The sequence below is a fragment of the Gemmatimonas sp. genome (assembly GCF_044344655.1).
In the GTDB taxonomy this organism is placed as follows: domain Bacteria; phylum Gemmatimonadota; class Gemmatimonadetes; order Gemmatimonadales; family Gemmatimonadaceae; genus Gemmatimonas.
On record NZ_JBIJCN010000010.1, the window covers coordinates 1 to 23,903 of the forward strand.

19 protein-coding genes, 1 pseudogene and 1 riboswitch are annotated in these 23,903 nt (G+C 64.9%); of the genes and pseudogenes, 9 read left to right on the forward strand and 11 right to left on the reverse strand.

The annotated features are described in order from the left end of the window. The coding region (locus ACIQ51_RS04790; protein WP_396203871.1) for a hypothetical protein at window positions 1-303 on the reverse strand (303 nt) is incomplete at its 3' end. A 69-nt stretch (window positions 304-372) separates the two neighbouring features. Continuing rightward, window positions 373-2,337: an Ig-like domain-containing protein gene (locus ACIQ51_RS04795; protein ID WP_396203872.1), complete on the reverse strand. Its 1,965-nt coding sequence runs from the start codon at window positions 2,335-2,337 to the stop codon at window positions 373-375. A 16-nt stretch (window positions 2,338-2,353) separates the two neighbouring features. Beyond that, window positions 2,354-2,450: riboswitch (cyclic di-GMP riboswitch) on the reverse strand. Between the two features lie 794 nt (window positions 2,451-3,244). On the opposite strand from ACIQ51_RS04795, the pseudogene ACIQ51_RS04800 reads away from it, so the two are divergent. Beyond that, a pseudogene (locus ACIQ51_RS04800) lies at window positions 3,245-3,703 on the forward strand (glycosyltransferase family 4 protein); the annotation flags it as partial. 20 nt (window positions 3,704-3,723) lie between these two features. Here ACIQ51_RS04800 and ACIQ51_RS04805 read toward each other — a convergent pair. From ACIQ51_RS04805 to ACIQ51_RS04835, 7 genes are all read right to left on the reverse strand, one after another. Then, complete coding sequence (locus ACIQ51_RS04805; protein WP_396203873.1) at window positions 3,724-4,971, reverse strand: glycosyltransferase family 4 protein; 1,248 nt, start codon at window positions 4,969-4,971, stop codon at window positions 3,724-3,726. Beyond that, on the reverse strand, window positions 4,968-5,531 hold the full coding sequence (locus ACIQ51_RS04810; RefSeq protein WP_396203874.1) for an acyltransferase: 564 nt from the start codon (window positions 5,529-5,531) through the stop codon (window positions 4,968-4,970). Before ACIQ51_RS04810 ends, ACIQ51_RS04805 begins: the two co-directional genes overlap by 4 nt. 43 nt (window positions 5,532-5,574) lie before the next feature. Next, window positions 5,575-6,651 (reverse strand): glycosyltransferase, encoded by a 1,077-nt coding sequence (locus ACIQ51_RS04815; protein ID WP_396203875.1) that lies wholly within the window; start codon window positions 6,649-6,651, stop codon window positions 5,575-5,577. An 8-nt stretch (window positions 6,652-6,659) separates the two neighbouring features. After that, entirely contained in the window at window positions 6,660-7,766 is a 1,107-nt protein-coding gene (locus ACIQ51_RS04820) for a glycosyltransferase (protein ID WP_396203922.1), read from the reverse strand. Window positions 7,767-7,788: 22 nt separating this feature from the next. Continuing rightward, window positions 7,789-9,162 (reverse strand): citrate synthase, encoded by a 1,374-nt coding sequence (locus ACIQ51_RS04825; RefSeq protein ID WP_396203876.1) that lies wholly within the window; start codon window positions 9,160-9,162, stop codon window positions 7,789-7,791. A 101-nt stretch (window positions 9,163-9,263) separates the two neighbouring features. Beyond that, window positions 9,264-10,094 carry a sensor histidine kinase gene (locus ACIQ51_RS04830; RefSeq protein ID WP_396203877.1) on the reverse strand — a complete coding sequence of 277 codons (831 nt, stop codon included), beginning with the start codon at window positions 10,092-10,094 and terminating at the stop codon, window positions 9,264-9,266. A 31-nt stretch (window positions 10,095-10,125) separates the two neighbouring features. Then, the gene (locus ACIQ51_RS04835) at window positions 10,126-11,622 is read right to left on the reverse strand and encodes a sigma-54-dependent transcriptional regulator (RefSeq protein ID WP_396203878.1); all 1,497 of its coding nucleotides are present in this window, start codon (window positions 11,620-11,622) and stop codon (window positions 10,126-10,128) included. 446 nt (window positions 11,623-12,068) lie between these two features. On the opposite strand from ACIQ51_RS04835, the gene ACIQ51_RS04840 reads away from it, so the two are divergent. The 4 genes from ACIQ51_RS04840 (at window position 12,069) to ACIQ51_RS04855 (ending at window position 16,889) form a co-directional block, all read left to right on the forward strand. Continuing rightward, on the forward strand, window positions 12,069-14,342 hold the full coding sequence (locus ACIQ51_RS04840) for a polysaccharide biosynthesis tyrosine autokinase (protein WP_396203879.1): 2,274 nt from the start codon (window positions 12,069-12,071) through the stop codon (window positions 14,340-14,342). 14 nt (window positions 14,343-14,356) lie between these two features. Continuing rightward, window positions 14,357-15,199, forward strand: coding sequence for a polysaccharide biosynthesis/export family protein (locus ACIQ51_RS04845; RefSeq protein ID WP_396203880.1), 843 nt, complete (start codon window positions 14,357-14,359; stop codon window positions 15,197-15,199). A 179-nt stretch (window positions 15,200-15,378) separates the two neighbouring features. Further along, window positions 15,379-15,999 (forward strand): sugar transferase, encoded by a 621-nt coding sequence (locus ACIQ51_RS04850; protein WP_396203881.1) that lies wholly within the window; start codon window positions 15,379-15,381, stop codon window positions 15,997-15,999. A 107-nt stretch (window positions 16,000-16,106) separates the two neighbouring features. Next, a complete protein-coding gene (locus ACIQ51_RS04855) occupies window positions 16,107-16,889 on the forward strand; it encodes a PEP-CTERM sorting domain-containing protein (RefSeq protein WP_396203882.1) in 783 nt (260 codons plus the stop codon). A gap of 54 nt (window positions 16,890-16,943) precedes the next feature. Here ACIQ51_RS04855 and ACIQ51_RS04860 read toward each other — a convergent pair whose 3' ends face one another. Both ACIQ51_RS04860 and ACIQ51_RS04865 read right to left on the reverse strand, forming a co-directional pair. Then, a complete protein-coding gene (locus tag ACIQ51_RS04860; protein WP_396203883.1) occupies window positions 16,944-18,221 on the reverse strand; it encodes a VWA domain-containing protein in 1,278 nt (425 codons plus the stop codon). A gap of 46 nt (window positions 18,222-18,267) precedes the next feature. Next, window positions 18,268-19,323, reverse strand: a complete 1,056-nt coding sequence (locus ACIQ51_RS04865; RefSeq protein ID WP_396203884.1) for a glycosyltransferase — start codon at window positions 19,321-19,323, stop codon at window positions 18,268-18,270. Window positions 19,324-19,432: 109 nt separating this feature from the next. Between ACIQ51_RS04865 and ACIQ51_RS04870 the strand changes: the two genes are divergently transcribed. The 4 genes from ACIQ51_RS04870 to ACIQ51_RS04885 all read left to right on the forward strand — a co-directional run bounded on the left by ACIQ51_RS04870 (window position 19,433) and on the right by ACIQ51_RS04885 (window position 23,903). Next, entirely contained in the window at window positions 19,433-20,773 is a 1,341-nt protein-coding gene (locus tag ACIQ51_RS04870) for an MFS transporter (protein ID WP_396203886.1), read from the forward strand. A 135-nt stretch (window positions 20,774-20,908) separates the two neighbouring features. Beyond that, window positions 20,909-22,936, forward strand: coding sequence for an Ig-like domain-containing protein (locus ACIQ51_RS04875; protein ID WP_396203887.1), 2,028 nt, complete (start codon window positions 20,909-20,911; stop codon window positions 22,934-22,936). Window positions 22,937-22,995: 59 nt separating this feature from the next. After that, a complete protein-coding gene (locus ACIQ51_RS04880) occupies window positions 22,996-23,472 on the forward strand; it encodes a hypothetical protein (RefSeq protein ID WP_396203888.1) in 477 nt (158 codons plus the stop codon). Next, window positions 23,469-23,903, forward strand: coding sequence for a hypothetical protein (locus tag ACIQ51_RS04885; RefSeq protein WP_396203889.1), 435 nt, complete (start codon window positions 23,469-23,471; stop codon window positions 23,901-23,903). The genes ACIQ51_RS04880 and ACIQ51_RS04885 overlap by 4 nt, the downstream gene beginning before the upstream one ends.

Sequence of the window (23,903 nt, forward strand, 5' to 3'; positions counted from 1 at the left end):
TTGGTGCGCTGACCTGAGATACGACGCGAGAGGCAAGGTGGTGTGCCGTCCGGCGATCAGTAGTTCAGGAGCGTCGAACTGCTCAATCTGGTCGACCCATCCTGAGAGTGCCGCGTCGATGCACCCGTCGTTTCGGAGGAGGCTGAGGTCACACCCGGCCGCGTGAAGCGCTTCGGCGCTCGCGATCAGACAGCGCTCGGATCCGCGCAGTTGATTTCCTCCCCAGTGGATGAGGAGGACCCGGGGGGGCCTGTCGAGCCATTGAGGTGGGTTGTTCACGCAATCCAAGGAGAGAGCGGTCATTCCGAGGCAACAGCCCGTGCAGGATGCTGCACGGGCTGTTGCGTCGGTCGAACACGAATCGTTACTGCCTTACTGCTTTAGGCCGCTTCGATACCCAAAGAAGCGCCAGCCGGTCGTGTACTGCTGATTGAACTGCTTTGATCCATACAGGAAGGACTTCTCGATGCCACCCTGGAAAATTGCATCGGAGCGACTGGCGGCACTCTGATTGCCCGTTAGTGCAAACACCCAGGCATAGCCATTGAGGATCAGATTGTTGAGCTCGGGCACTGGAATGGTGTCCCCCGTTCCCGGGCAATCGGTTGGCACATACTTGAACCCTTGGCTCGCCGGAATCCACTGGGTCCACAACCAGTTGGTACTCTGCGTCACCGACGTGAGGATCCGGGGGTCCGGCTTGTAGTGGGTGTAGATCTGGATGAGCGCTTCGTTGAGCATTCCATCCATGTAGTTGAGGGACTGATTGCAGTACGCGGTGAACTTGTAGGACCCGTCGGCTTCCTGCGCGCCCAATACGGCTCCGTACGCCTCTTCAAGTTCCGTACCGACCGTGGCGGGGGCATCCGAAAGCCTCCAGAGCCACAGGTGCGCCATCAGTACGCGAGCGCGGATGCGGTTCTCCAGATCGGTTGAGGTCTTGGTCCCGAGTCCAACGCGAACTCTGAAGTACCAGAGGGTCTGCGTGATGCGACTGATCGCGTAGCGTGACGAATCGTCTCCCGTCGTGAGATAGTGCAGTCCAAGGCCATCGACTTGGGACCAGTGGGGCGACGTGCCGTAGTTGTTCGCTTCCAGATAGTCCTTTCGGTAGTTCAAAAGGAGCTCGACGGCTCGGTCCCAGTAGAGCGGATTCCCCGAGCGCATCCACATCGCGTAGTACGCCTGGGTGCGGTCGTAGTAGTTCTCCGTCCACGTCCCTCCGAGTTGTGAATAGAGCAGCGTCGAGAATTGGACAAAATCGGCGTCAAAGCGCTGGCCGAGCGGACCAAATCGGAGGCCAGCCTCAGCGACGGTGAGGGTCGGGCCGAGGAAGTCGAGCGAGGTCAGGTAGGTCGCATCGCGGGGCAGGAGGGCGATGGACGGATTCCCGCGGTAGTCACTCGGCTTCGGAAGCGAGACACTGCGTGGCGTATCCGCCAGAACAATCTGTGCGCTCACATCGGTTCCGGCGGTCACGCTATACGGAAACTGGATGAGGACTGCCCGAACGCTCCCATCTTTGTGCCGGCCGGCGAGCTCCTCCGTGTAGATGCGCTGCTCAATCCCACCAACTAGCACACGGAGCCGATTGGCCGTGCCTGGGCGGATCACGCCGGGGGCGAATGGAACACCGCTCGATACCAGCGCGGATCCGCTGGCGCCATCGCGACGATGGAGCAGCGCCGCGACGGTGAGGGAGGCTGGCGGGGGTGGGACGACCACCGGAACAGCAACCGCCACCGCAATCGAGCCCGTGGCGCCGACCAGATTGGTCACGCGGACCGTGGTGTTCCCATTGGCCACCGACGTGATGGTTCCGGTTGTCGTCACGGAGGCGATGGCCGGATCGAGTGATGTGAAGACCGGCTTGTACCTGGCATCAGTAGGCGCGACTGTGCTTTGGATGCCGATCTCTCGGAAGCGGACGGTATCTATCGAAAAGTTCAGCGCCGATGGGCCGGTGCCGACCTTCACGATGACGGTGTCGACCAGCGTGCCGGCGGTCGCGGTGACCAGAGTGCCTCCGTTGGCCACTCCCGTCACGAGCCCGCGGCTCGTCACGGTCGCCACATTGCGGTCAGCCGATGCGTAGCTCGTCGTCCGCGACAGGCGTCGCAGCGTCTTGGTGGACTGCGTCTGGTCGGCCAGTGACTCGGTACCGCCGACCGGAAGCGAAAGGATCGCGTAGCCGCCGGTGCTTCCGGCGGGAATGAGCGTGGCTGCGCCGACGAGGTCGGCCGGAGCCGCAGGAGGACTGGTGGACGCGTCGCAACCAAGAGCGAACACCGATGCGAGCAGGACTGGGTACACGTGTTGCCGTGTGGGACGTAGCATGATTCCCCCAAACGATTTCGGTAGCCCGACTAGCTTTACTCGTCCGGCGTCGGAGGAGTCGAAGCTTCGTGGCTTTGCGTCACCGGCTTTCGCCGGCTATGCCGTTGTCGATCATCTGGAGGGAGTGAGATGGGCTCCCGTTGCCCCCTCCGCCTCTAGGACGAAAGCGGGGTCCCGGCGCAACCAAGGCAGACCGGTCCAGAAACCGCGGGCGTGCCGCGGCGCGTCGGATGCGGCCGATGGGCCATGGTGACACAATGACATGTGAATAGAAATGAGAAAAAAGCCCCGTATTCTTTACATCTATCCAGACACAGTAGCGCCAGCATCAAGACAAGAGCGCAATGCCCTCAGTTTCTTGGCGCACCACCTCCGCGGTGACTTCGTGGCCGTGCTGGTCCCGACCAACGGCAGTACCCAAGAAGCGCTGGCACGCGCAGCGCGTGCGGTGGGGGACTTTCGCCTCTCCTTTGTCACGGTCGGGAATCGCCTCCGGCCGTTCAAAAAATGGCGCGAGCTCGTCTCCATCCTCCGGCTCGCGCACGCGGCGCGCGCGAGTGGAGGGCCCTACGACGCGATCGTGTCGCACGGCGCCTATCGCACCGGCATCGCGGGAACGGTCCTTTCGCTCCTGTGGAGGACCCCCCTCATCGTGGAACTGCCGGGCCATCCAACCAAGGGCCTGCGATTTGACGGGTCGCTCCTGGGGAAGGCCAAACGAATGCTCGCGCCGATTCTCCTCCGGTTGGTGCTCGGTCGAGCGGCCGTCATTCGATTGCTGTATCCCGCGCAACTCGACGGCATTCCGCTCCAGAATGCGCGCACGCTGGCGAACCGAGCGCATGTCTTTCATGAGTTCGTGGCCATCTCCGGGATTACACCCGCCCGACCCGTGCGGAGCGGCACCATGCTGTTCGTGGGATTCCCATTTCAGCTCAAAGGCGTCGATCTGTTGATCGATGTCTTTCTGCGGATGGCCGAGGACTTCCCCCACCTCACCTTGAAGATTGTCGGCTTCTGCCCGGATCTCGGCCCGTGGCGGCAGCGTGCGCGTCACGACGCCCGCGTGCAGTTCCTGGGTCCACAGCCGAATGAATCCGTGGTGGCGTTAATGGGCGAAGCGGCCGTACTGGTCCTTCCGTCGCGAACGGAAGCGATGGGCCGAGTCCTGCTCGAAGCGATGGCGGCAGGGACTCCCGTGGTCGCGTCCGACGTGGATGGGATTCCTCATTATGTGCGCGATGGGATCGACGGCCAGCTCTTCAAGGCTGGAGACTCCGCGCACCTGGAAGAAAAACTGCGCGCGATCTTCGAACGGCCGGAGCGCGCCCAGCGCATGGCGGCCGAGGCGCGAGTACGGGTGACGTCGGCGTATTCGGAAAGGACCTATGCCGAGTCATTCCATCGCATGGTGGTCGATGCAATCGACAGTTCCTCCAATAGCTCGAGCAGCGGACGGCTCACCACGTCCCAGGCGAATCGGGCCGCCACCGTCGTTCTGCCGTTGAGCGAGAGCGAATAGGACAGGGCCGGATCGTTGTCGAGCCGCGTCAACGCTCGATGCATGTCGTGCTCGGTGTTGGCTTCCAGATAGTCCCGGCCATCAATCAACCCCAGCCCCTCGACGGCGTGCCTCGTGGCCACGAGGGGAATGCCCATGGCCAGCGCATCGAGAATCTTGAGGCGCGTGCCGCCGCCCTGGCGAATCGGGCAGAGATAGGCGGACGCCTCCGCGATGTACGGCCGGACATCGTTGACGAACCCCGTCACCTTCACCTGGTCGTCATTTCTCGCAAGCGCCTGAATGGACGGTGGCGGCGCACGGCCAATAACCGTGAACGATCGTCTGGGCTCTGCCGCCTTCAGGCTTGCCCAGAGGGAATTGCTCACCCAGTCCATGGCATCCCTGTTGGGGTACCAGTCCATTCCGCCGGCAAACACGAGGGAATGCGGCCGCGGCGATCCGTTGGAGCGACCACCATCCGAGAAGTACTCGATGTCGACGCCATTGGGCACCTCAATGATGCTGGGCGTCGACAGGATCGCGCGCAGGCGCTCAGAGTCGTCTGGCGATACGGTGACCTGCGATATGTGTCGATCGCCGCAGCGTTGCTCCGCTGCGGAGGTCCGTCTGCTCTGCAGGCGAAAGAGCGACGCCCGCCAGCCTGCCGAGCGATCGGCGCGCTGCCGCAGCAGATGCGATTCGATGTTGTGATGATTGATCACGATCGGACCGGCCAGCAGATCATCCAGATAGCGTTGCAGAAAAATCGTATCGACGATGACGATAGGCTGATGACGGCTGCAGAACGCCTGCAGTGCCGCGTGCAGGGAGCGGTTGAAAAAGAGGGCATCCCAGATGCTGAAGCGGCCCGCAAGGCTCCCGGCTGCGCGAAACAGTCGCATCGCTCCGGTCGGCACCGGCTGCACCACCGCCGACTGTACGCCAAGCGTGAGCGCCTGCGCGTGCGCCTGTGGCTGATTGCTGAGCGTGAACAGATGCACGTCGAACTGCTCTGCCACTCGTCGAATGAGATGGTGGGTGCGCTGCAGGGCGCCGTGCCCGTTCGCCGGATACGGCAAGAAGTGCGTGACCCACGCGACGGCCCTTCGATTCGACCGCGGGTGGGTCATGCACGATGCTCCCGGACACCGACACGGACGGCCGGGTTCCCTCGCATGATGGACAGCGCCTCAACACGCTCAAGCACCACTGCTCCAGCACCAACAACGCTGCCATCACCGATGTCTGCCCCAACAATGGCGCCGTTTCCGATCCAGCAGTCCCTGCCGATCGTGACGGGTTCGAATGTCCCACCCTGCAGGCGTATGGGTATGTCGCGCCGCCGAAAGGCGTGCTGTCTTTGGCCTCCCAGGATCATCACGCCACTGCCCACGAGGACATCGTTGCCGATTGTCGAGTGCCCAATGTTGCAGTGCGCACCGATGTACACGTTGTGTCCGATGCGGACCTCGCTCGTTGCGAGCACCGAACCGAATGACAGGCATAATCCGTCACCCACCGCCGGGAGTGTACGCCGGTAGAACGCGCGGCGCAGAAAATCCCCGGGAACGCCGGGGGTCAACGAGAGCAGCTGGCTTAGTGTGCGAAACGCACTCTCTCGTATCTCATTCCCGCCGAAGCGGGCGACATGCCAGATCACCAGCAGGGGGGCAATCAGGACCACGGCCACCGCATCAAACAAGCGCTTCATGAGCCGAGCCGGGGCCGACCGGCTATTTGCCGTAGAGTTGTTCATAATGTGCGCGCATGGTGTCTACACTGTAGTGCTGCTTCACTGCGGCCTGGGCCGCTGACGCTTTTGCCACGCTGGGCTCCCAGTCATTGATGACCGCCAGCATCTCCTGGGCGAGATCGCTGGCGGCGGGCGATCTGGTGAGTCGCCCGAGTTTGCCATGCCCGAGGACCTTGGCATTGTTGCCCACCGGAGTTGCGATGACCGGTGTTCTCGATGCCATGGCTTCCAGCAGGCTGATGGATGTGCCCTCCGCCAGCGACGGCAGGACAAACAGATCCAATGCCCGATGAATGCGTGGCGTGTCATTGCGCGTCCCGAGGAATCGGACGGCGCCGCTGAGGCCAAGGCGGGCCACATGCGTCGAGAGATCGGGCCAGAGCGGCCCGTCGCCGGCGAGCAGGAGATACGCAGCAGGCATGCGTGCCATCACGTCGCGAAATGCGGTGATGAGGGCGTGGAGGTTCTTCACCGCGGCGAGTCGCGCGACCACGCCAATCACCATCCGGTCCTCGATCTCCAGCTCCTCCCGCATGCGCTGTCGGTCCGCCGGATCGTCGATGAAGGTGGCGGTGTCAATGCCGTTCTCGATGACCGAGATGTTCTGGGGGCGCAGGCCAACACGGTCCACCAGGTCCTGCTCGAGCGCCTCGGAGACGGCCACGATGTGTGTGCTGTGGCGCGCTTCCCATCGCTTGAGCACGATATCGTAGAACGGATCGCTGTCGAGTTTACCATGAACGGTGTGCACCGTCGTATCGACGCCGGCCATTTGGGCCGCTCGGCAGGCGCGGCCCCATACACCACTGTGCGTATGCACCACGTCGGGCCGCAGCGTGCGGAGATGACGAACGAGTCCGGGGGCCCAGAAGGAGGAGCGCAATCCCGGTGCACGCACGAGTGAGACCCGGATGCCGACGTCGAGGAGCCTCGAGGCCAGTGGCCCGCGGAAGTTCAGGCAGGTGACTCCCACGTCGTGCCCTGCTCGCTTGAGTGAACCGGCGAGCGACACCGTCATTGTCTCCATTCCCCCCACCTCGAGCGTGGGCACTATCATCTCGATTTTCACCGGGGTCGCCTCGGTTCCCGTGCAAGCACCTCGTCGTAGAGCTGGGCCAGCCGCGAAGCACGCGCATCGAGTGAGAATGTGCGAGTGATTGACAGGCGGTCCGCTACACCGTCCGCCATGTACGCCTCAGTTGCACACGCCAGCATGGCGCCGGCCAGTGCCGGTGCATCACCGACAGGCACGAGGACGCCGGCTTGGGAGGACGTCAGCACTTCTGGAATGGCACCGACCGGCGTCGCGACTACTGGCATACCGGAGCGCAGCCCTTCAAGCAGCACATTGGGGAGGCCTTCGCTACGGGACGGAATGACGAGTACGTCATTGGCGAGAAAGTAGGGTTCCGGGTCTTGCACATGGCCGATGAAGCGCACCAGTCCGGAGAGACCCGCTTCCGCCGCCTGTCGCTCGAGGAGCGCCCTGTCAGGGCCGTCTCCGACAATGTCTGCATTGAATGCAATGCCTTGCCTTCGCATAATGTGGCAAGCTTCAAGAAACACATCCACGCCCTTTTCGCTGCTCAAGCGGCCGATGACGCAGTACCGCGCGGGAACATGCTCGCTGAAGCGCCTTCGTCGTTCGAACGCCTCTGCGTGAGGAGGCTGCAGCACGGCATTGTAGAGAATCGCGGAGGGCACTCCGGGGGGCGCGGCGGCCTTGTGCGCCGCGGACATGACAACCATTAAACTGGAGAAGCGCATCAATAACTGATCGAGCCAATGAAAGAGGCGAACCTTGAGGTTCTCCGTCGTGGCCCCGTGGAAAAAGGCAATCCATGGAGGGCGCCTTCGCAACGCCTTCATCAGGAACGCAATGGCCGAAGGCTTGTAGCCATGCGTCTGCACAAGATCGACATCCCAGGCGATTGCGTGATGGGCGAGACGCCAGGCCGCCATTACATCAAAGCGTCGGTGTTCATTGATCACCACGTGGTCGATCCCCGTGGATTGCAGTAGATCCACAAAAGGCGAAGGGGGTCTGCCCTGTCGATGGAAACATGCGACACGGACAGACACCCCCCGCTTCTGCAACGTCGGAATGATCGCAATGAGCTGGCGCGCTGGACCGGAAACCTGAATGGTGTCAATAACTGCGAGAATTCGCATCACCGCGCCGTAGAGGGACGTACTACTTGCGAATGCTATCCTTGCGAGCCCTCGGGAGCTTCTCCGTGAGCTGGTCCTGATACTCACGCATGCCGTGGCCCGTGTAGATCTGACGCGGGCGCGCGATCTTCTGCTCCTTGTCCAAGATCATTTCTTCCCACTGCGCCATCCACCCGGCCACGCGCGCCACGGCAAAGAGCACCGTGAAGAAGTCCGTGGGGAACGCCATGCTGCGGTAGATCAGCCCGGTGTAGAAGTCCACGTTGGGGTAGAGCTTGCGCGCGATGAAGTAGTCGTCGCTCAGGGCAATGCGCTCGAGCTCGAGGGCAATCTCGAGATCCTTGTCCATCCCCACCTGGGCGAACACATCGTCAGCCAGCTTCTTCACGATCCGGGCGCGCGGGTCGTAGCTCTTGTACACGCGGTGGCCGAAGCCCATCAGGCGCTGCTCACCCTTACCACTCTTCACGGCCTCGATGAACGCCGGGATGTTCTTCACGTCGCCGATGTCGCTGATCATGCGCAGCACGGCTTCGTTCGCGCCGCCGTGCAGGGGGCCGAAGAGCGCGGCAATGCCGGCCGCCACCGCCGAGAATGGATCCACATGGCTGGAGCCGACCGCACGGACCGCGCTGGTGCTGCAGTTCTGTTCGTGGTCCGCGTGCAGGATGAAGAGCACCTCGAGCGCCTTCGCAAACACCGGGTTGGCTTCGTACTTGGGCTCCGACATGCGCGCCACCATGGAGAGGAAGTTCTCCGTGTAGCTCAGGTCGTTGTCGGGATAGATGAAGGGGAGCCCCTTCACGTGCCGGTACGAGAAGGCGGCGATGGTCGGCAGCTTGGCCATCAGGCGAACCATGCTGATGTAGCGCTGCTGCGGATCGTAGATATCGCGTGCTTGCGGATAGAAGCTCGACAGCGCGGCCGTGGCGCTGCACAGCATGTTCATGGGATGGGCGTCGTAGCGGAAGCCTTCCAGGAACTTGCGGATGTTCTCATGCACGTACGTGTGGTACGTGATGTCGTGCACCCAGGTGTCGTACTGCTGCTGGTTTGGCAATTCGCCGTTGCGCAGCAGGTAGGCCACTTCGAGGAAGGTGGCCTTCTCGGCCAGCTGCTCGATCGGATAGCCGCGATAGCGCAGGATTCCCTTGTCGCCGTCGATGAACGTGATGGCGCTGCGGCACGACGCGGTGTTCATGAACGCCGGATCGTAGCTCAGCGTCCCGAACTCGCCCGCTTCACGCTTGACCTGCTTGAGGTCGGAGGCGCGAATGTAGGTATCGCCCTCGGGGCCTTCAGTACGGATGGGCGCGCTGTAGGTGGCGCCGGTGCGGCTGTCGCGGATCTCGAGCGCGTCGGGCGCCGAGGGGGCTGCGGAGGTGGGCTGGTTCATCGGTAGCTACTGCTCCAGGCGAACACTGGGGAGGGTGGCGGTACGGCGGGTGAGCGTGTGCACGTGCGGGAAGCCCGCGCCCACAGATCGTGCACCAAAAACTAAGGGAGTGCACCGGTCGATGGAGGAAGTACCAGGGTGAACTCGATCGTGGTCCCCGGGTGGCCCGGCTGGTCGGCCAGTTCGAGGCGGCTCCCCAGCACGCCCAGCGTGTGCTGGCACATGGCAATCCCCAGACCCGTACTGTGTACATGGGGGGCACCGGACTGGGCGGCGCCGCGGTGCAACTGGATTCGAACCGCCGCCGGTAGCCCCGGTCCGGTGTCCGTCACGCTGAATCGCACCTCCGCCTCACCCGCAGCCCGGGCGCTCACGGTGACCGACCCCTGAGCCGTGACCTTGAGGGCGTTCGTCACCAGGTTGAGCAGCACCCGATGGACCGCGCCGGCGTGCCCGATACGCCGATCGCTTGCCGGCCCGCTCCAGCGCAGCACGAGCTGCCTCTCCTCGGCGATGGGGTGCACCAGCGCTCGTACTGATTGCCAGACGGCGCGTAGTGAAAACTCGCGGGGCGGGCCGGAATACAGGTCCGGGGCCGACCCGCGTGCCATGTCGAGCGCATCACCGGTGAGGCTCGCCACGCCTAGGGCGGCCGAGTAGATCAGCCCCAGCAACTTTTCCTGCTGGGGGGTGACCGGGCCGGCGTGCCCGCCACGCACTCGCTCCAGCAGCACCAGCATGGAGGCGAGCGGCGACCGGAGGTCGTGCGTGACACCCACCAGCAGCGGCAGGGCGTCCGGCAGCGATGGCGTCCGGCGCGCCCCGCCCTTCGCGGTCGACGTAAGCGCGCGTGCGCCGTGGGCGACGAGTGCCGCGATCGCCTCGGCGCTTCCGTCGACGGCCGTGGCTTGGGTCTCGGGGGAAGCGTTCATGGGCCTCGGAGGCGGCAGGAGTGCGTACCCATCATTCGGCTGTGCCGGAGAGCCCATCGCGCTTGAAGCCATGTTTTTCCATAAGGCGGTACAAGGTGGTGCGGTCGATCCCCGCCAGACGGGCGGCCTTGCTCATGTTGCCGCCGGCACGCGTGGTGAGGCGCGACAAGTACTCCTGCTCGAAGTGGGCGATGAGATTGTCCTTCGCGGTGTGGAAGGCCTCGTTCATGATGTTGGCGGGAAGGCTGGTCTCGCCGCCGCCGTCGGCACCATTGGGGATGTCGTCGTAGACTGGGATGTCGTTGGGGGTAATGCTGCGCCCCGCGTCGACGATCACCGCCACATGCTCGATCACGTTCTGCAGTTCGCGCACGTTGCCGCGCCAGGGGCGTGACTGCAAAAACGCGAGGGCCTCCGGCTCGAACGACGGCACCGGCGCGCCACTGGCGCGGTGGCGCTCCCACGAGTGCTTGAGGAAGAACTCGGCCAACAACGGAATGTCCTCGAGGCGTTTGCGCAGCGGTGGCAGCTTGATGGGCACGACGCGCAACCGGTAAAACAGGTCCTCGCGAAGGATCCCCTGCTGCACCGCTTCCTGCGGGTCGCGGTTGGTGGCGCTGACGAAGCGCACATCCACCACGGCATCCTGCGTTTCGCTACCCAGCCGCCGCACCACGCCGTCCTGCAGCACGCGCAGGAGCTTGGCCTGCAGCGGCATGGTCATTTCGGTGAGTTCGTCCAGGAACAGCGTGCCGTGGTTGGCCACCTCGAGCAGTCCGGCCTTGTCGCGATCGGCGCCGGTGAAGGCGCCCTTGCGATAGCCGAACATTTCCGATTCGAGGAGGGCGTCTGGCAGGGCCGCGCAGTTCACCGGCACCATCTTGCGTTGGGCGCGCCGACTGTGCTGGTGGATGAACTGTGCGATCATTTCCTTGCCGGTGCCGCTCTCTCCGCTGATCATCACGCTAGCATCGGTGGCCGCCACCTTCTGGGCCAGCTCGACCGCTTTGCGGAAGGCGGGCGAAATGCCCAGCAGCTCCATCGTCACGCCAGCGCCGCTTTGGGTAAACAGCGCCGATGGCTTGCTGACGGGTGGGCGTTCGCGTGTGGCGGTGGCGTGGGCCGCGCGGCCCACCAGCACCTGCAGGTGGCTGGCGCTGAATGGCTTGGGCAGGTAGTCCCACGCGCCAGCGCGGAGCACCTCGATGCTGGACTGGACGGTGGGATTGCCGGTCATGACCACGACGATCACGTCTTTGTGGGCCTCCACGGCGGCCTTGAGCACCTCCATCCCGGAGATGGTGGGCATGTACAGGTCTACCAGCACGAGATCGAAGCGGCGGCGGCGGACCATCTCGAGCGCCTCCTCGCCGCGGCTGGTGCTGGTCACCGTGTGGCCATCCATCTGGAGGACCGACACGCACCCTTCCCGCAGCGTCCGATCGTCATCGACGACCAGAATGCGGAGCCCTGACCCCTTGTCGGGGACGGCCTTGGCGGCCGCATCGGGGAGAAATGGATCAGTCATTGCGTGGTGAGGTGCGCTGCGGTGACCGCCAATGGCGGCAACGCCAATCATTTACTCAGTATTGATGCATGTGAGCGACATGCCCCACGTTCCGTTGCGTTGCACCAACATATAGCAGTGTCGTGACTACAACAGTCGGCAAAAGGTCACCTTTTGTTGCAGAGCTGCTTCGTGAGTAGTGCGCTCATGCATCACTGTGTTGCGGAAAAGATTACGTAGCCGTCATTAGGCACACGTTTGCAACAGTTCCCCCAGTCGTCATTGAATCAATGTCCGGACAGCAGATCCAGCCTGTTCCCCCGCGTGATGCTGCGATTGAGCCGTATCAGGATGGTGCCCCCCCAGCCAACTGGCGAGGCGATGAGGATGCCGTGGCCCCGGAGCCCAAGGGACCGAGTCTAGCTCGCTACCTCGCGGCAATCAATCGGTTCAAATGGCTAGTGGTCGTGCTCGGTTTCGTAGGCGCCGCCGCGGGCTACGCGGCGACCAGGTTCATCGAACCCGAGTATGAGGTGCAGGCGACCGTGCTGCTGGAGCAGGGCACCGGCGTCAACAATGGTAGGACGGACCGTGGACCGATTCAGGCGGACGAACTGCTCAAGGCCAGCGGTTGGCGGGACTTGCTGCGTTCGTTCGCCATCGCCGATCCCGTGGTCAACAGTCTGGCTCTGTTTGTTGAGCCCGCCAGCAAGGGGGACAGCACCCTCTTTCGCTCGTTCCGTGTTGATGCGCGGCGACTTCGGCCCGGCGACTATACGCTGAAGATCACTGGAGCGCGCTATGCCCTCCAGACGAAGGCCGGGCTGGTCATCGAGCAGGGGCTGGTGGACGACTCGATCGGCGCGCGGCTTGGCTTTATGTGGCAACCGACCCCGAAGCTGCTGGCGGGGCGCACCGAGGTGGCGTTCAATGTCCAGACGCCGCGCGAAGCCTCGATCCGGCTGATCAAAAAGTTGAGTCTGTCACTTGCTGACGGTTCGTCGTTTCTGTTCCTCAAGTTGCAAGGCGATGACGCCGAGCGCACTGCCGCCACACTGAATGCGTGGGTTGAGCAGTTTGTCGTGGTGGCCACGGCACTCAAGAAAAAAAACGTGGCCAGTGTGGCCGCCATTCTCGAGGGACAGCGCGCCTTTGCCGCGCAAAATCTTCAAGACGCCGAGTCGGCGCTGGAAAGCTTTCGGGTGCGCACCGTTACCGAGCCGAGCGAACGGCAGACCATTCAGCCGGGCATCGAGATGACCAACAGCCCGGTCTTCGAGAACTACTTCAAGGACAAGATTCTCGCCGACCATTACCAGCGCGATCGTGAAGCGCTGGACCGTATTCTGGCGCAGGGGAAACTGGGCCAGGCCATCGCGCGCGAAGCCGTGCTCAGCGTGCCCAGCGTGAACAGCGATCCGGCCGCTGACAATCTGCGCAAGGTGCTGCAGGAGCAGGCGGACCGTGAGTTCATCCTCCGCCGCCTGCGGGAGAGCTATACCGACGAATACCAGAAAGTGCGGGACGAGCAGACCGCGCTCGTCACGCTGCGCACCGCCACCGTTCCCAACGCCCTCGAGGCGTACCTGTCGCAGTTACGTCTCCGTGAGCAGGCGCTGACCAGCAGCATTGCGCAGAGCGGTAAGGATTTGCGCGGTATCCCCTCGCGGACCATCGAAGAGCAGCGCCTCAAGCGTCAGGTCGAGGTGAACGCTGAGATGTACAAGAACCTCAACCTCAAGGCGGCTGAGGCCAAGCTTGCCGAGGCCGCTACGATCCCCGATGTGAGCGTGCTCGACCCTGCGGTGGCGCCCCTCAAGCCGACGCGCAACACGGCTCCGGCCATCATACTGGGCGCAGCTGGTGCCCTGCTGGCGCTGGGGGTGGTACTTGCCATCGTGCTCGATCAGGTGGACAAGCGTTTCCGTTACCCCGAACAAGCCACCGACGATCTGGGCCTCTTCGTGCTGGGGGTGGTGCCCGTGATGCGCAGCAAGGGCAAGCGTGGCAAGGCCGATGAAGCGGCGCAGGTGGTGGAAGCGTTTCGCACGATTCGGATGAACGTGCGCTACGCCATTGACGCGTCGCGGCCGCTCGCGCTGACCATCACCAGCCCCGGCCCCAATGACGGCAAGAGCCTCATCGCCAGCAATCTGGCGCTGAGCTTCGTGGAGTCTGGCGCGCGCACGTTGCTCATTGACGGCGACCTTCGCCGCGGGGGTCTGGCGAGGACCTTCGGCATTAGCGCGAAGCCCGGGCTGGTGGAGTACCTGGACGGCACGGCCTTGATCGCCGAGGTCCTGCACCCGATCGACGCGCACCCCAACCTGACGGTGATGCCGGCTGGCGCCCGCCGCCGCCGTGCACCGGAACTGCTGGCCACGCCACGCCTCAGCCAGCTCATCAGCCAGATGGCGGTCGAATACGATGTGGTGATTGTGGACTCGCCGCCCCTCGGCGCCGGCTTCGATGCCTATGCCTTGGCCACGGCGACCGGCCATCTGGCGCTGGTGCTGCGCGCCGGGGTGACCGACCGCAAGATGGCCGCGGCCAAGATGGCCGTGGTGAACACCCTGCCGGTGCGCGTCATGGGCTGCGTGCTCAATGGCATCACGATGACTGGTGTGTACCAGTACTACTCGTACGACCGGGAGTACAGCGCGCAGGATGAGGAGACAGCGGCGCGCTTTGCCGACGGTGTGTCAACGCGTGAGCAGGTTCTGCCGCGTGGTCGTTCATGATCCACCCAACTCTCATGACTGAAATCACCGGCGCCGGGCGCGTGGCTGCTACGGTATGTGGCGTTCGCGCTGCATTGCGTGGTGTAGTGGTAACGGGGGCGTTGGCGCTTGCCCCATCGTGGGCAGGCGGCCAGGCGGTGGTCTCGTCGGGCCCGCAGCGCGCAACCCGGGCGCAGTTGGCTGAGCTGGTGGGGCAGTTGGAGCGGACCGTGGCCAGCGGGGCGAAGGGCGCTGCGCGCGACAGGGCTGCCGCAGCGCTCGCCGCAACCCGCACTCGACTGCAGCAGGGCGACTTCCGTGTAGGCGACCGGTTCGTCGTGACGGTCCGTCAGGACAGCGTGCGCTCCGACACCGTCGATGTGCGTGACAGCCTCCGGGTGTCCGTCCTCAATCTTCCCGAGCTTCGCCTGGCCGGCGTGTTACGGGCGGAGCTGGACGAGCAGATGAGTGCGCATTTGGCGAGGTATTTGCGGAATGTCGAGGTCCGGACCAGGGTGCTGACTCGCATTTCCATTCTCGGGGCGGTGCTGCGGCCGGGGTTCTACTATGCGGCGCCGGATCGGCCCATCTCCGATCTCCTGATGTTGGCGGGTGGGCCTGCCGTCAACGCCAATCTGTCGGAGTTGGAGGTGAGTCGGGGGCCGCTCACGGTGCTCCGTGCGAAGGAGTCCAAGAAAGCGGTGAAGGACGGTCGGACCTTGGAGCAACTCGATGTACAGAGCGGCGACGACGTCCGTATTCCGGAGAAGCGTACCATCAACTGGCAGCTGGTCATTCAGCTGTTCTTCATCCTGTCGTCGCTGCTCTTTGCGTTCGTGAACTTTCTCCAGTGGTACTACGGACGCGACGAGGGCTAACCCACAGCCCGCCCATGAAAAGTTCCGTATCGGTCGTACCGGTCACCAGCAGTCGTCGAGGGGGCCGGCCGCGAGGTCATGCTCCTTCCCTGAGCGCCACCGACGCCCGCGCGGCAGACACGCGGACCGGTCTGGAGGACGGCTTCGGCCCACGGCCGCGCTCGGAGCGTGCGGCGCGGGTGTTCAACCTGCTCGTGGCGGCCTTGCTGTTTGTGCTTGCCGCGCCGGTGATGGTGCTTGCCGCCGTCCTCATTCGATTGAGCTCGCGCGGCCCGGTGGTGTACACGCAGGTCCGCGTGGGGATTGATCGTCGCTGGAGTCGGATGCGGGCACTCCATGAGCGACGTCGTGAGGATCTGGGCGGGATTCCATTTACGATTTTCAAGTTCCGCTCGATGCGCGTTGATGCCGAGCTGAACGGACGCGCGGTCTGGGCCAAACAAAACGATGACCGAGTGACCTCGGTTGGTCGCGTCATCCGCAAGACGCGCATCGACGAGCTCCCCCAGCTGTACAACGTCTTGATCGGCGACATGAACATCGTCGGCCCCCGACCTGAGCGCCCGAGTATCTTCGTGCGGTTGCGGGAGCAGATCCAGGAGTATCCCGTTCGGCAGCGGGTGAAGCCCGGCATTACCGGACTCGCGCAGATTTCCAATCCGTATGATCAGACGTTGGATGATGTGCGCCGGAAGGTGGCGTTCGACATTGAGTACATGCGGAGACAATCCGTCGTCGAGGATGTGTGGATCATGCTTCGGACGGTGCCGGTGATGCTATTCAGAATCGGCGGCTGGTAGGCCGCCGCCCCCCCCCCAGAGTGGCGCACTCCCGCCGCGGCACGGTGATTGCTCTACGTGGTCTCGTCGAAGCGATCAACCTTTTTCCTTTTGTGGAGAATCTGAAGATGAGATTGAATCTTGTTGGTGGGCTGCTGACCGTCACGTTGGCCGGAGTGGTTCCGTCGCTGGTGGGTGCCCAGTCCTTTACGGCGTTCGGGGCCCCGGCCAACGGCACGTCGAATGCTGAGTTCTGGAACCGCACGTCAGACGACAACGTCGTTGCGCGCGGCAGCGTCTGTAACGTGGGGGCGGTCCTCACGAATACGTCGCTCGTGCCGGCGGACTGCGATAATGAGTCGCCAAGCAACCTCTTGCCGTACACCGCCGTTCCGACGCCCAACACCTATCTGAACAATGCGGGGGCCGCAACGCCGTTCTACTTTGGCGCCGGCGACTGGACGGTCAACTTGGTCGGCCGTCTTGCCGGGGCCAATCCTGCCCGACCGGTGTCAATCTATGATGCCCTCACGGACAACCTGCTCTATGCCAATATCTCGAGCTTGTCGTTCTTCGCGGTGAACGGGTTCTATCTGAGCATCAGTGCCTACAGCCCGTTCAGTGTGGACTACACCTCCAATAGCTCGTCAGGCCCGATCCAGTTCGGCGTGTTCACCAATGGCACCGGCGCGGATCTCACCCAGACGAAACTCGGGACGCGTCTCAATGGCAACACCGGCCGCACCTACTTCGTGGGGGCCGAGGACGACGCGATGGACGATTCCGATTACGACTACAACGACGTGATCTTCCAGGTGCAGACCGTGCCCGAACCGTCCACCTATGCCTTGTTCGCGACGGGTCTGGCCGCTCTGGCCATCGCGGCGCGCCGCCGTCGCACGCAAGCGTAAGCCGTACACACCGCATCATCACACGGGGCCTCTCTCAGAGAGGCCCCGTTCGTTTTAGCTCACCCGCTTCGTCTTCTTCCGCAGGAAGTCCATCAGCACGAACTGGCCAAGGCTCATCGTATTGGTGAAATACGCCTTCCCGCGGCTGATCTGACTCATCTGCTTCACGAACTCCACCAGCGCCCGATCGCGCGCCAGCATGAACGTGTTGATCATGATGTTGCTCTTTCGGCAGGCCGCCACCTCACGGAGCGTTTCGGCGATCACGTAGCCGTCGAGCCCCATGCTGTTCTTATAGATCTGCCCGTCGGGCATACTCAGCGCACTGGGCTTGCCGTCGGTGATCATGATGATCTGGCGCATGTCCTTCTTCTGCGCCATCAGCAGGCGCCGCGCCAGCTTGAGCCCCTCGGCCGTGTTGGTGTGGTACGGCCCCACCTGCGCGCGTGCCAGCGAGGAGATGGGAATCTCTTCGGCGCTGTCGTGAAACAGCACCACCCGGATCGTATCGCCCGGGAACTGGGTCTTGATGAGGTGCGTCAGCGCCAGCGCCACTTTCTTGGCCGGGGTGAACCGGTCCTCCCCATACAGGATCATGCTGTGACTGGTGTCGAGCATCAGCACCGTGGCGCAGCTCGAGCGGTACTCGCTCTGCCGCACCATGAGATCCTTGTAGTCGAGGTCGATCGGCACATCGAGGGAACCGGTGCGCCCCAGTGCGTTGGCGAGCGTGGCCGGTACATCGAGGTTGAGCGTGTCGCCGAACTCGTACGGCTTGCTCCACGCGTCGCTCTCTACGCCGGTCGCCAGCTGCGGCGTGTCATGGCTGCCGATGCTGCTCTTGCCGAAGCTCCCCAACAAGTGGCGCAGCGTCTTGAAGCCGAGGAAGTCGACGCCCTTCTCCGTGAGGTTGAACTGCACGTCCTTCGCCGCTGCCTGGGCAATGGAGCCCTTGCCGGTGACTGGTTGGTGCCCAGCCGGCACGTTGGCGCCTTGGTCGGTGCTCAGGAACCCGTCCTGGATGAGCCGTTGCACCAGCCCGTCCAGAAGCTGGGCAAGGTTCTCCTCGCTCACCTCGTCCCCCTCGCCGCGGAGTGCCTGCAGCATTTCGGGGGTCAGCTGCCCGCTTTCGATCAGCGCCCGGAGGATCGCCTCCTTGAGGCCGTCGATGGATCGGTCCGCCTCTTCGTCGGCAGGATCGCCCCAATACCCCTGATCGCCCCCTGCAAAACCGGACTGCAGCAGAAAGTCGGCGAGCTGGTCGAGCAGCGCCTGCAGGTCGACCGCGTCGGCCAACTGGGGGTTGAACTTGGTGTACGTGTGGAACCGCATGGGGACGCTCGGTAAGGCTAATGAGGAGAAACAGTTGCCGACGGCCTCAGTGGTGGGGGCGCCACACGTCCCAGCGCCCGGCCGCCGCAAATGCCAGCGCCTTCAACGGCATAAACAACAACTGGCCGGCAAAGATCCCTGTCCGTGCCATCCGGGGGAGCCGCCCCTCGCCCATTCCTGCCAGAATCCACGAAGCGAGTCCCGCCGAGGCGCCGGCCGTGGTCAGCACGGACGCAAGCCCTGGCGACTCCCTCCAGAGAAGCCCAAACGTGGCCAGGCCGGTGACCAGGAGCAGCAGCGGGGTCAATGGCCGTACCAGCTTGTGGAGCAGAAAGTCGATCAGCATGGGATTCCGGTGGGCGCTCAGTATGCCCGGGAACCACAGGACAAACTGCAGCAGCCCCGTCATGGTGCGCAGCCTGCGGGCCAATTCCTGCTCTCGCGAGAACCTTCGTGGGTCCACGACCCGTGCTCCGGGGACGATGGCGACGCGCGCGCCGCCGGTCACCACCGAGTAGGTGCTCCACAAGTCGTCGCAGATCAGCCCGACCGGCATATCGCGCCAGAACTGCCGCCGCATCACGTACGCACAGCCCGTTACGCAGATCACACTGTGCCGGCTCGCCTGCCCGAGCCGAACGGCCAGTTCTCGGCGCCAGTACCGGTCCATCAGGGCGTCGCCGCTGGTGGGCTGCAGGGTGGCCGTCGCGGCACCCCATCCTTCGCGTAGGACTGCGCTCACGAGCAAGGGCAGCGCATCCGGAGCGAATTGCTGGGCGGTATCCACGAACAGCAGGAGCTCGTGCGCCGCGGCATGCACCCCGGCGGTGAGTGCCGACGCCTTACCCGCCGCCCCGCCGTGCACGACCACGACGCCAGAGCCGAGCGCCTGCTGGACGGCTTCTTGTCGCTCGGCGACGGTCGCATCGAGGGCCACCACGAACTGCAGCGCCCGCGCGGGATACTCGAGCTCGCCCAGATTCTGCAGCCGCTGAACGATGCGGGGGGTGGGCTCCCTGGTCGCCAGCACCACACTCACGGCGGGCCACGACGGTGGATCGGGGGGCGCCGGTGCGGGGACCCGGGCGCCACGGCGAGCCATGTGCCGAGGATACCAGATCCATCCGGTCACGAGTACGGCGATGGAGGCGCCGATGAGAAGAAGCAGACCGCTGGTCACTGCCGACCGCTACTTTGTAAGAAGATTGCCCATGCCATCAGCAACTCGCGCGCCCTCGCCCCCTCCCGTCGCGGAGAGGACGTCCTCCACCGGGTCGTCCAATCCATTCCGCGTGCTCCGACGTCATCGGAATTTCCGGATTTTCTGGACGGGGCAAACGCTAAGCCTGGTGGGGTCATGGATGCAGACGATGGCGGTGGGGTGGCTGTCACTGCAGCTCTCCAACTCGGCGTTCATCGTGGGGCTGGTGTCCAGCGTGGGAGCGCTCCCGATCGTGCTGTTCAGCATGCATGCGGGGGCGCTGGTGGACCGCGGCGACCGGCTGCGGATCGTACGCTTCACGCAGGCGGTATTCCTGCTGCAGGCGGCGGTGTTGTGGCTGGTCACCTGGACGGGGCAGGTGACGATCCCGCTGTTGCTGGTCCTGCAGTTCGTCCAGGGGCTGGCCAGCGCCGTGGAGATCCCGGCCCGCCAGAGCATGATCATCCAGCTGGTGGGGCGCGATGACTTGCAGCCCGCCATTGCGCTGAACTCGAGCGGCTTCAACCTGGCCCGCGTGGTAGGGCCGGCGCTCGGCGGGGGGATCATCGGGCAGTTCGGGATTGCGTGGTGCTTTGGGGTGAATGCGCTGAGTTTCGTGGCGGTGCTCTGGGGGCTGTTTCTCATCACGCTGCCGGCGCGAGCGCACGGCGACGGGGCGGACGCGCGCGGGCGCGACGTGTCGCCCCCCCTCACGGCGGGGGCTTCGACCGCGCGGCTCCTCCGCGAGAGTACCCGCGGGGCGATGGAGGGGCTGCGGTACCTGCTCAAGCCGGGGCATGTGCGCGATCTGCTGGCGCTCGTAACGGTGGGGGCGGTCTTTGGTGGGCCATACCTCACGCTGCTCCCCGTCGTGGCGCGGGATCAGCTTGGCCTTGGGGCGGGGGGCTATGGGGCGATGCTGGCAATGGTGGGTGTCGGGGGGCTCGTGGCGGCGCTGTTGGTGGCGGGGCCCATATCGCACCGGGCCCGGAAGGGGCGGGTACTCATGGGCGCGGCGCTTCTTTTCCCCTCGCTGCTGATCGCGTTTGCCTACACGCGCGCAGTGCCGGCGGCGTTTGCCCTCCTGTTTGCCAGCGGGCTCGCCATGATCACGTGGAACGCCCTCTCCAACGGCGTCCTGCAGCTCATGGTGGAGGAGCGGTTTCGCGGGCGGCTGATGGCCTTCTACTCCATGGTGTTTGTCGGGCTGTCGCAGGCGATCGGCTCATTCGCCATCGGTGCCCTGGCGCGAGGTGTTGGGGCGTCGGCGGCGATTGCGACGTGTGCGGTCGTGCTACTAGGCGCGTCGCTGGCCACCATGCTGCGGTCGGGGTTCTGGCGCGCGGTGTAGGTGTTGGGTCGGGGTGCGGGAGGTGCCTCCCGTGACGCGCGGCCCGGATCAGGGCACCCGCCGCTCTGGCGGCATGCAGTACCAGCCTCTAGCGTGTGGGGTTCGCGTGGTTGACTCCCTTCCGCCCCATCGCCCGTGCTGATTGGTCGTTTCTGCTCGCCGCTGCGTGTGCGGCGTGCTCCCTCGCTGGCCGCGACGGCGCTCTTCGCGGTCTTCGGCGCAGCCTGCGGCGGCGACCCCGCCGCGCCCGATGTCCCGCCGGTCGTGCAGGTCACGGCGTCGGGATCCACCACGCTGCTCTCGGGAAGTGCGGTCTCTCTCTCCGCCACGTACCGCGACAACAAGGGGAAGCTGGTCCCCACCGCGGTGTTCACCTGGAGCTCGAGCGATGCAGCGGTCGCGACCGTTGCGCCCACGGGGCAGGTGGTGGGCGCCAAGGCGGGAACGGCGACCATCACGGCCACGAGCAGTGGTACGTCGGGCGCGGTGTCGGTCACGGTCAACCCTGGTGCGGCCAGCAAAGTGGTGATCACCACGCAGCCCGCCGGTGCGGTGGCGGGGGTTCGCCTCACGACGCAGCCGGTCGTGGAAATTCGCGATGCGGCCGACAATCTGGTTACCACCAGCAGCGCCTCAGTCGTCGCCGCGGTGAACGGCTCGGGCACGCTGACCGGCACGCTCACCGCGGCCGTGACGGGGGGCGTGGCGCGATTCACCGACCTGGCCCTCGGCGGCACGGTGGGTGGACGCACGCTGGTATTCGCGTCGCCGGGGCTGACCGCGGCCACGTCGAACGTGGTGGACCTGGTGGCTGGGCCGCCCGTCGCTCTCGCCTACGTGGGCACTCCGGTCCGTCTGCGCAGTGGCCTCCCTGCGAGCGCGGCGGGCAACTCGATCGCGTTGCAGCTTCGCGACAGCGAGGGGAACAACGCGGCTGTCGCCGGCCGTGTCGTCACCGCTACGGTGGGCACCGGACTCGGTGACGCCGTCACGTCGGGGCTCACTGCCATCACCAACGCGCAGGGGCGCGCCAGCTTCGATGCCCTCACCGTGACCGCGCTCGCGGGCACGCGTACGCTCACGTTCCGGACGGACCAGATTGCGACCACGCCGAGCGTGAGTGCATCGATCGTGGGTGGCGCGCCGACACGGATGGCGATCGAGCGCGACGTGCCGGCCACGGTCGAACTGTTTGCGCCCATCGTGCCCGCGCCGATCGTCCGTCTGCTGGACGCCCTCGGCAACGCATCGCCGGAAGCGGGCGTGCAGGTGCGGGCCACGCGCGTGGGCAGTGCCTTGCAGGCCGCCACGGTGCTGACCGACGATCAGGGGCGCGCCAGCTTTACCGGGCTTGCCGTGGCAAGCGGCACGGGCAGCAGCCCGGTGCTCTTCGCCGCGGACAACTTCCCGACGGTCACCTCACGGGCGATGGCCGTGCTGCCCACGGACGGATCCCCACAGCCGAGCTTCATCACCACGGCGGTCAGTGATGCGGATACCGCGCGGCGTACACTCGAATTGGCTACGACCACGAGTTCATTCCTGCCGTTTTTTCAAGCGCGCAACGCCCAGCAGCAACCCATGGCCAACGTGGGCATCCGCTGGGAGGTGCGTGACCCATCGCGTGCGAGCGTCACGACCGATGGCCGCATCACGGGGCTGCTCCCGGGGCGCACGTTCGTGGTGGCGCAGGGCAGCCGCACGCCCTCGGTGGCGGACTCGCTCCAAGTGTTCATCCCGCGCAGCGGCACGGGACCGATTGTGCGCACCACGCTCACCACGTACCGCATGCCGGCCGACACCTTCTCGATGGTGGTGGAGTTGGTATCGCGCGACGGGCAGCCGTTTGCTGCTGCGGATCTGGAGTTCTCGTGGCCGGGCACGAGCACGAGCTTCTTCGCGCCCTTCGACGTGACGACCTGGCAAGCGCTGCGTAGCGGCGTGGTCATCCAGCGGTCCGACAATAAGGACATTCTGCGGGTGACCTGGGCGAGCGCCACGCCCGTGGCGGGCCCGGTGCAGCTATTCCGCTTCAGCGCCCGCGTGCTGCGACGCAACCAGGGGAATCAGGTGGTGATCACCCTCAATCAGCTGCTGCGGGGTGATCTGACGGATGTGACGGGCGCGGCATCGGTGTACAACCCGTTCATCATCATCCCGTGACGCGATCCCGCTCTGCATGTGACGGCCTTCGACCAACGACCTCCGACCTCTCGCTTTCAATGAGACCCTTTCGCATTGCCCTGCTGTCCGTTGCCGTGCTGGGCGGCGCGTGCCGGAAGACTGACTTCACCGAGGCCCCGCAGCCCGAGGCGGGCACGGTGCTCCTCCTGCGTGCTGCCACGAGTGGCGATACCGCCCGCGTGGCGCTCACGCTCGAGGGGAGCGTCCCGCTTTCGCTCGGTAGCGTGACGGGTGACGTGGGCTACGCGGCGGGGTGGACATTCATTGGATGCGATGCGGCCACGCCGAACGCCGAAGGTTTGGTGGCGTGCAAGGCGCACGACCGCACCGTGCGGGTGGCCGGCGCCTGGGCGGCAGGCACGGCGCACGGCGCGCTGGTGCGGCTGCTCTTCGTGCGTTCGTCCGCTGCCGTGAGCGGTGAACACTGGGAGCTCAGCGTGCGTGAGATGATCACGGCCCGCGGGGAGCCAGTGAAAGAGGGAGAGCTCCGTGTGCGACGGGAGAGCGGGAAATGACCGCGGCCATGCCAGCCGTGGGGCGTATGCGCCGCGGCGCCAGCAGGCCCGCGCTGACGCTGGCCGTTGTCCTGCTTGGCGGCTGCGCGTCACGCAGCGCCTCCACCCTATCGGTGACGCCGGTGCTGGCGTCGCTCGCGCCGTCGAGTGCCGATGTGAGCGGCGGGAAAGTGGTGGTGGTGACTGCGACCGGCCGCGGTTTTGATGCGCTCAACACGGTGCACTTCGGACGGGTGCGGCTCATGAGTGTCCCGCGCACGTCGGACAGTACGGTGCAATTCACGGTGCCCACCGACGACACGTTTCTCGTGGATCGCGGGGCGACGCCGGTGATGCCGCTGCCTGCGGGGCGATACGAGGTGGTGATCGAGACGGCGCGTGGCAAGTCGAATGGGATGGTGTTTGAGCTCAGAGGGGGAGCGGTGCGATGA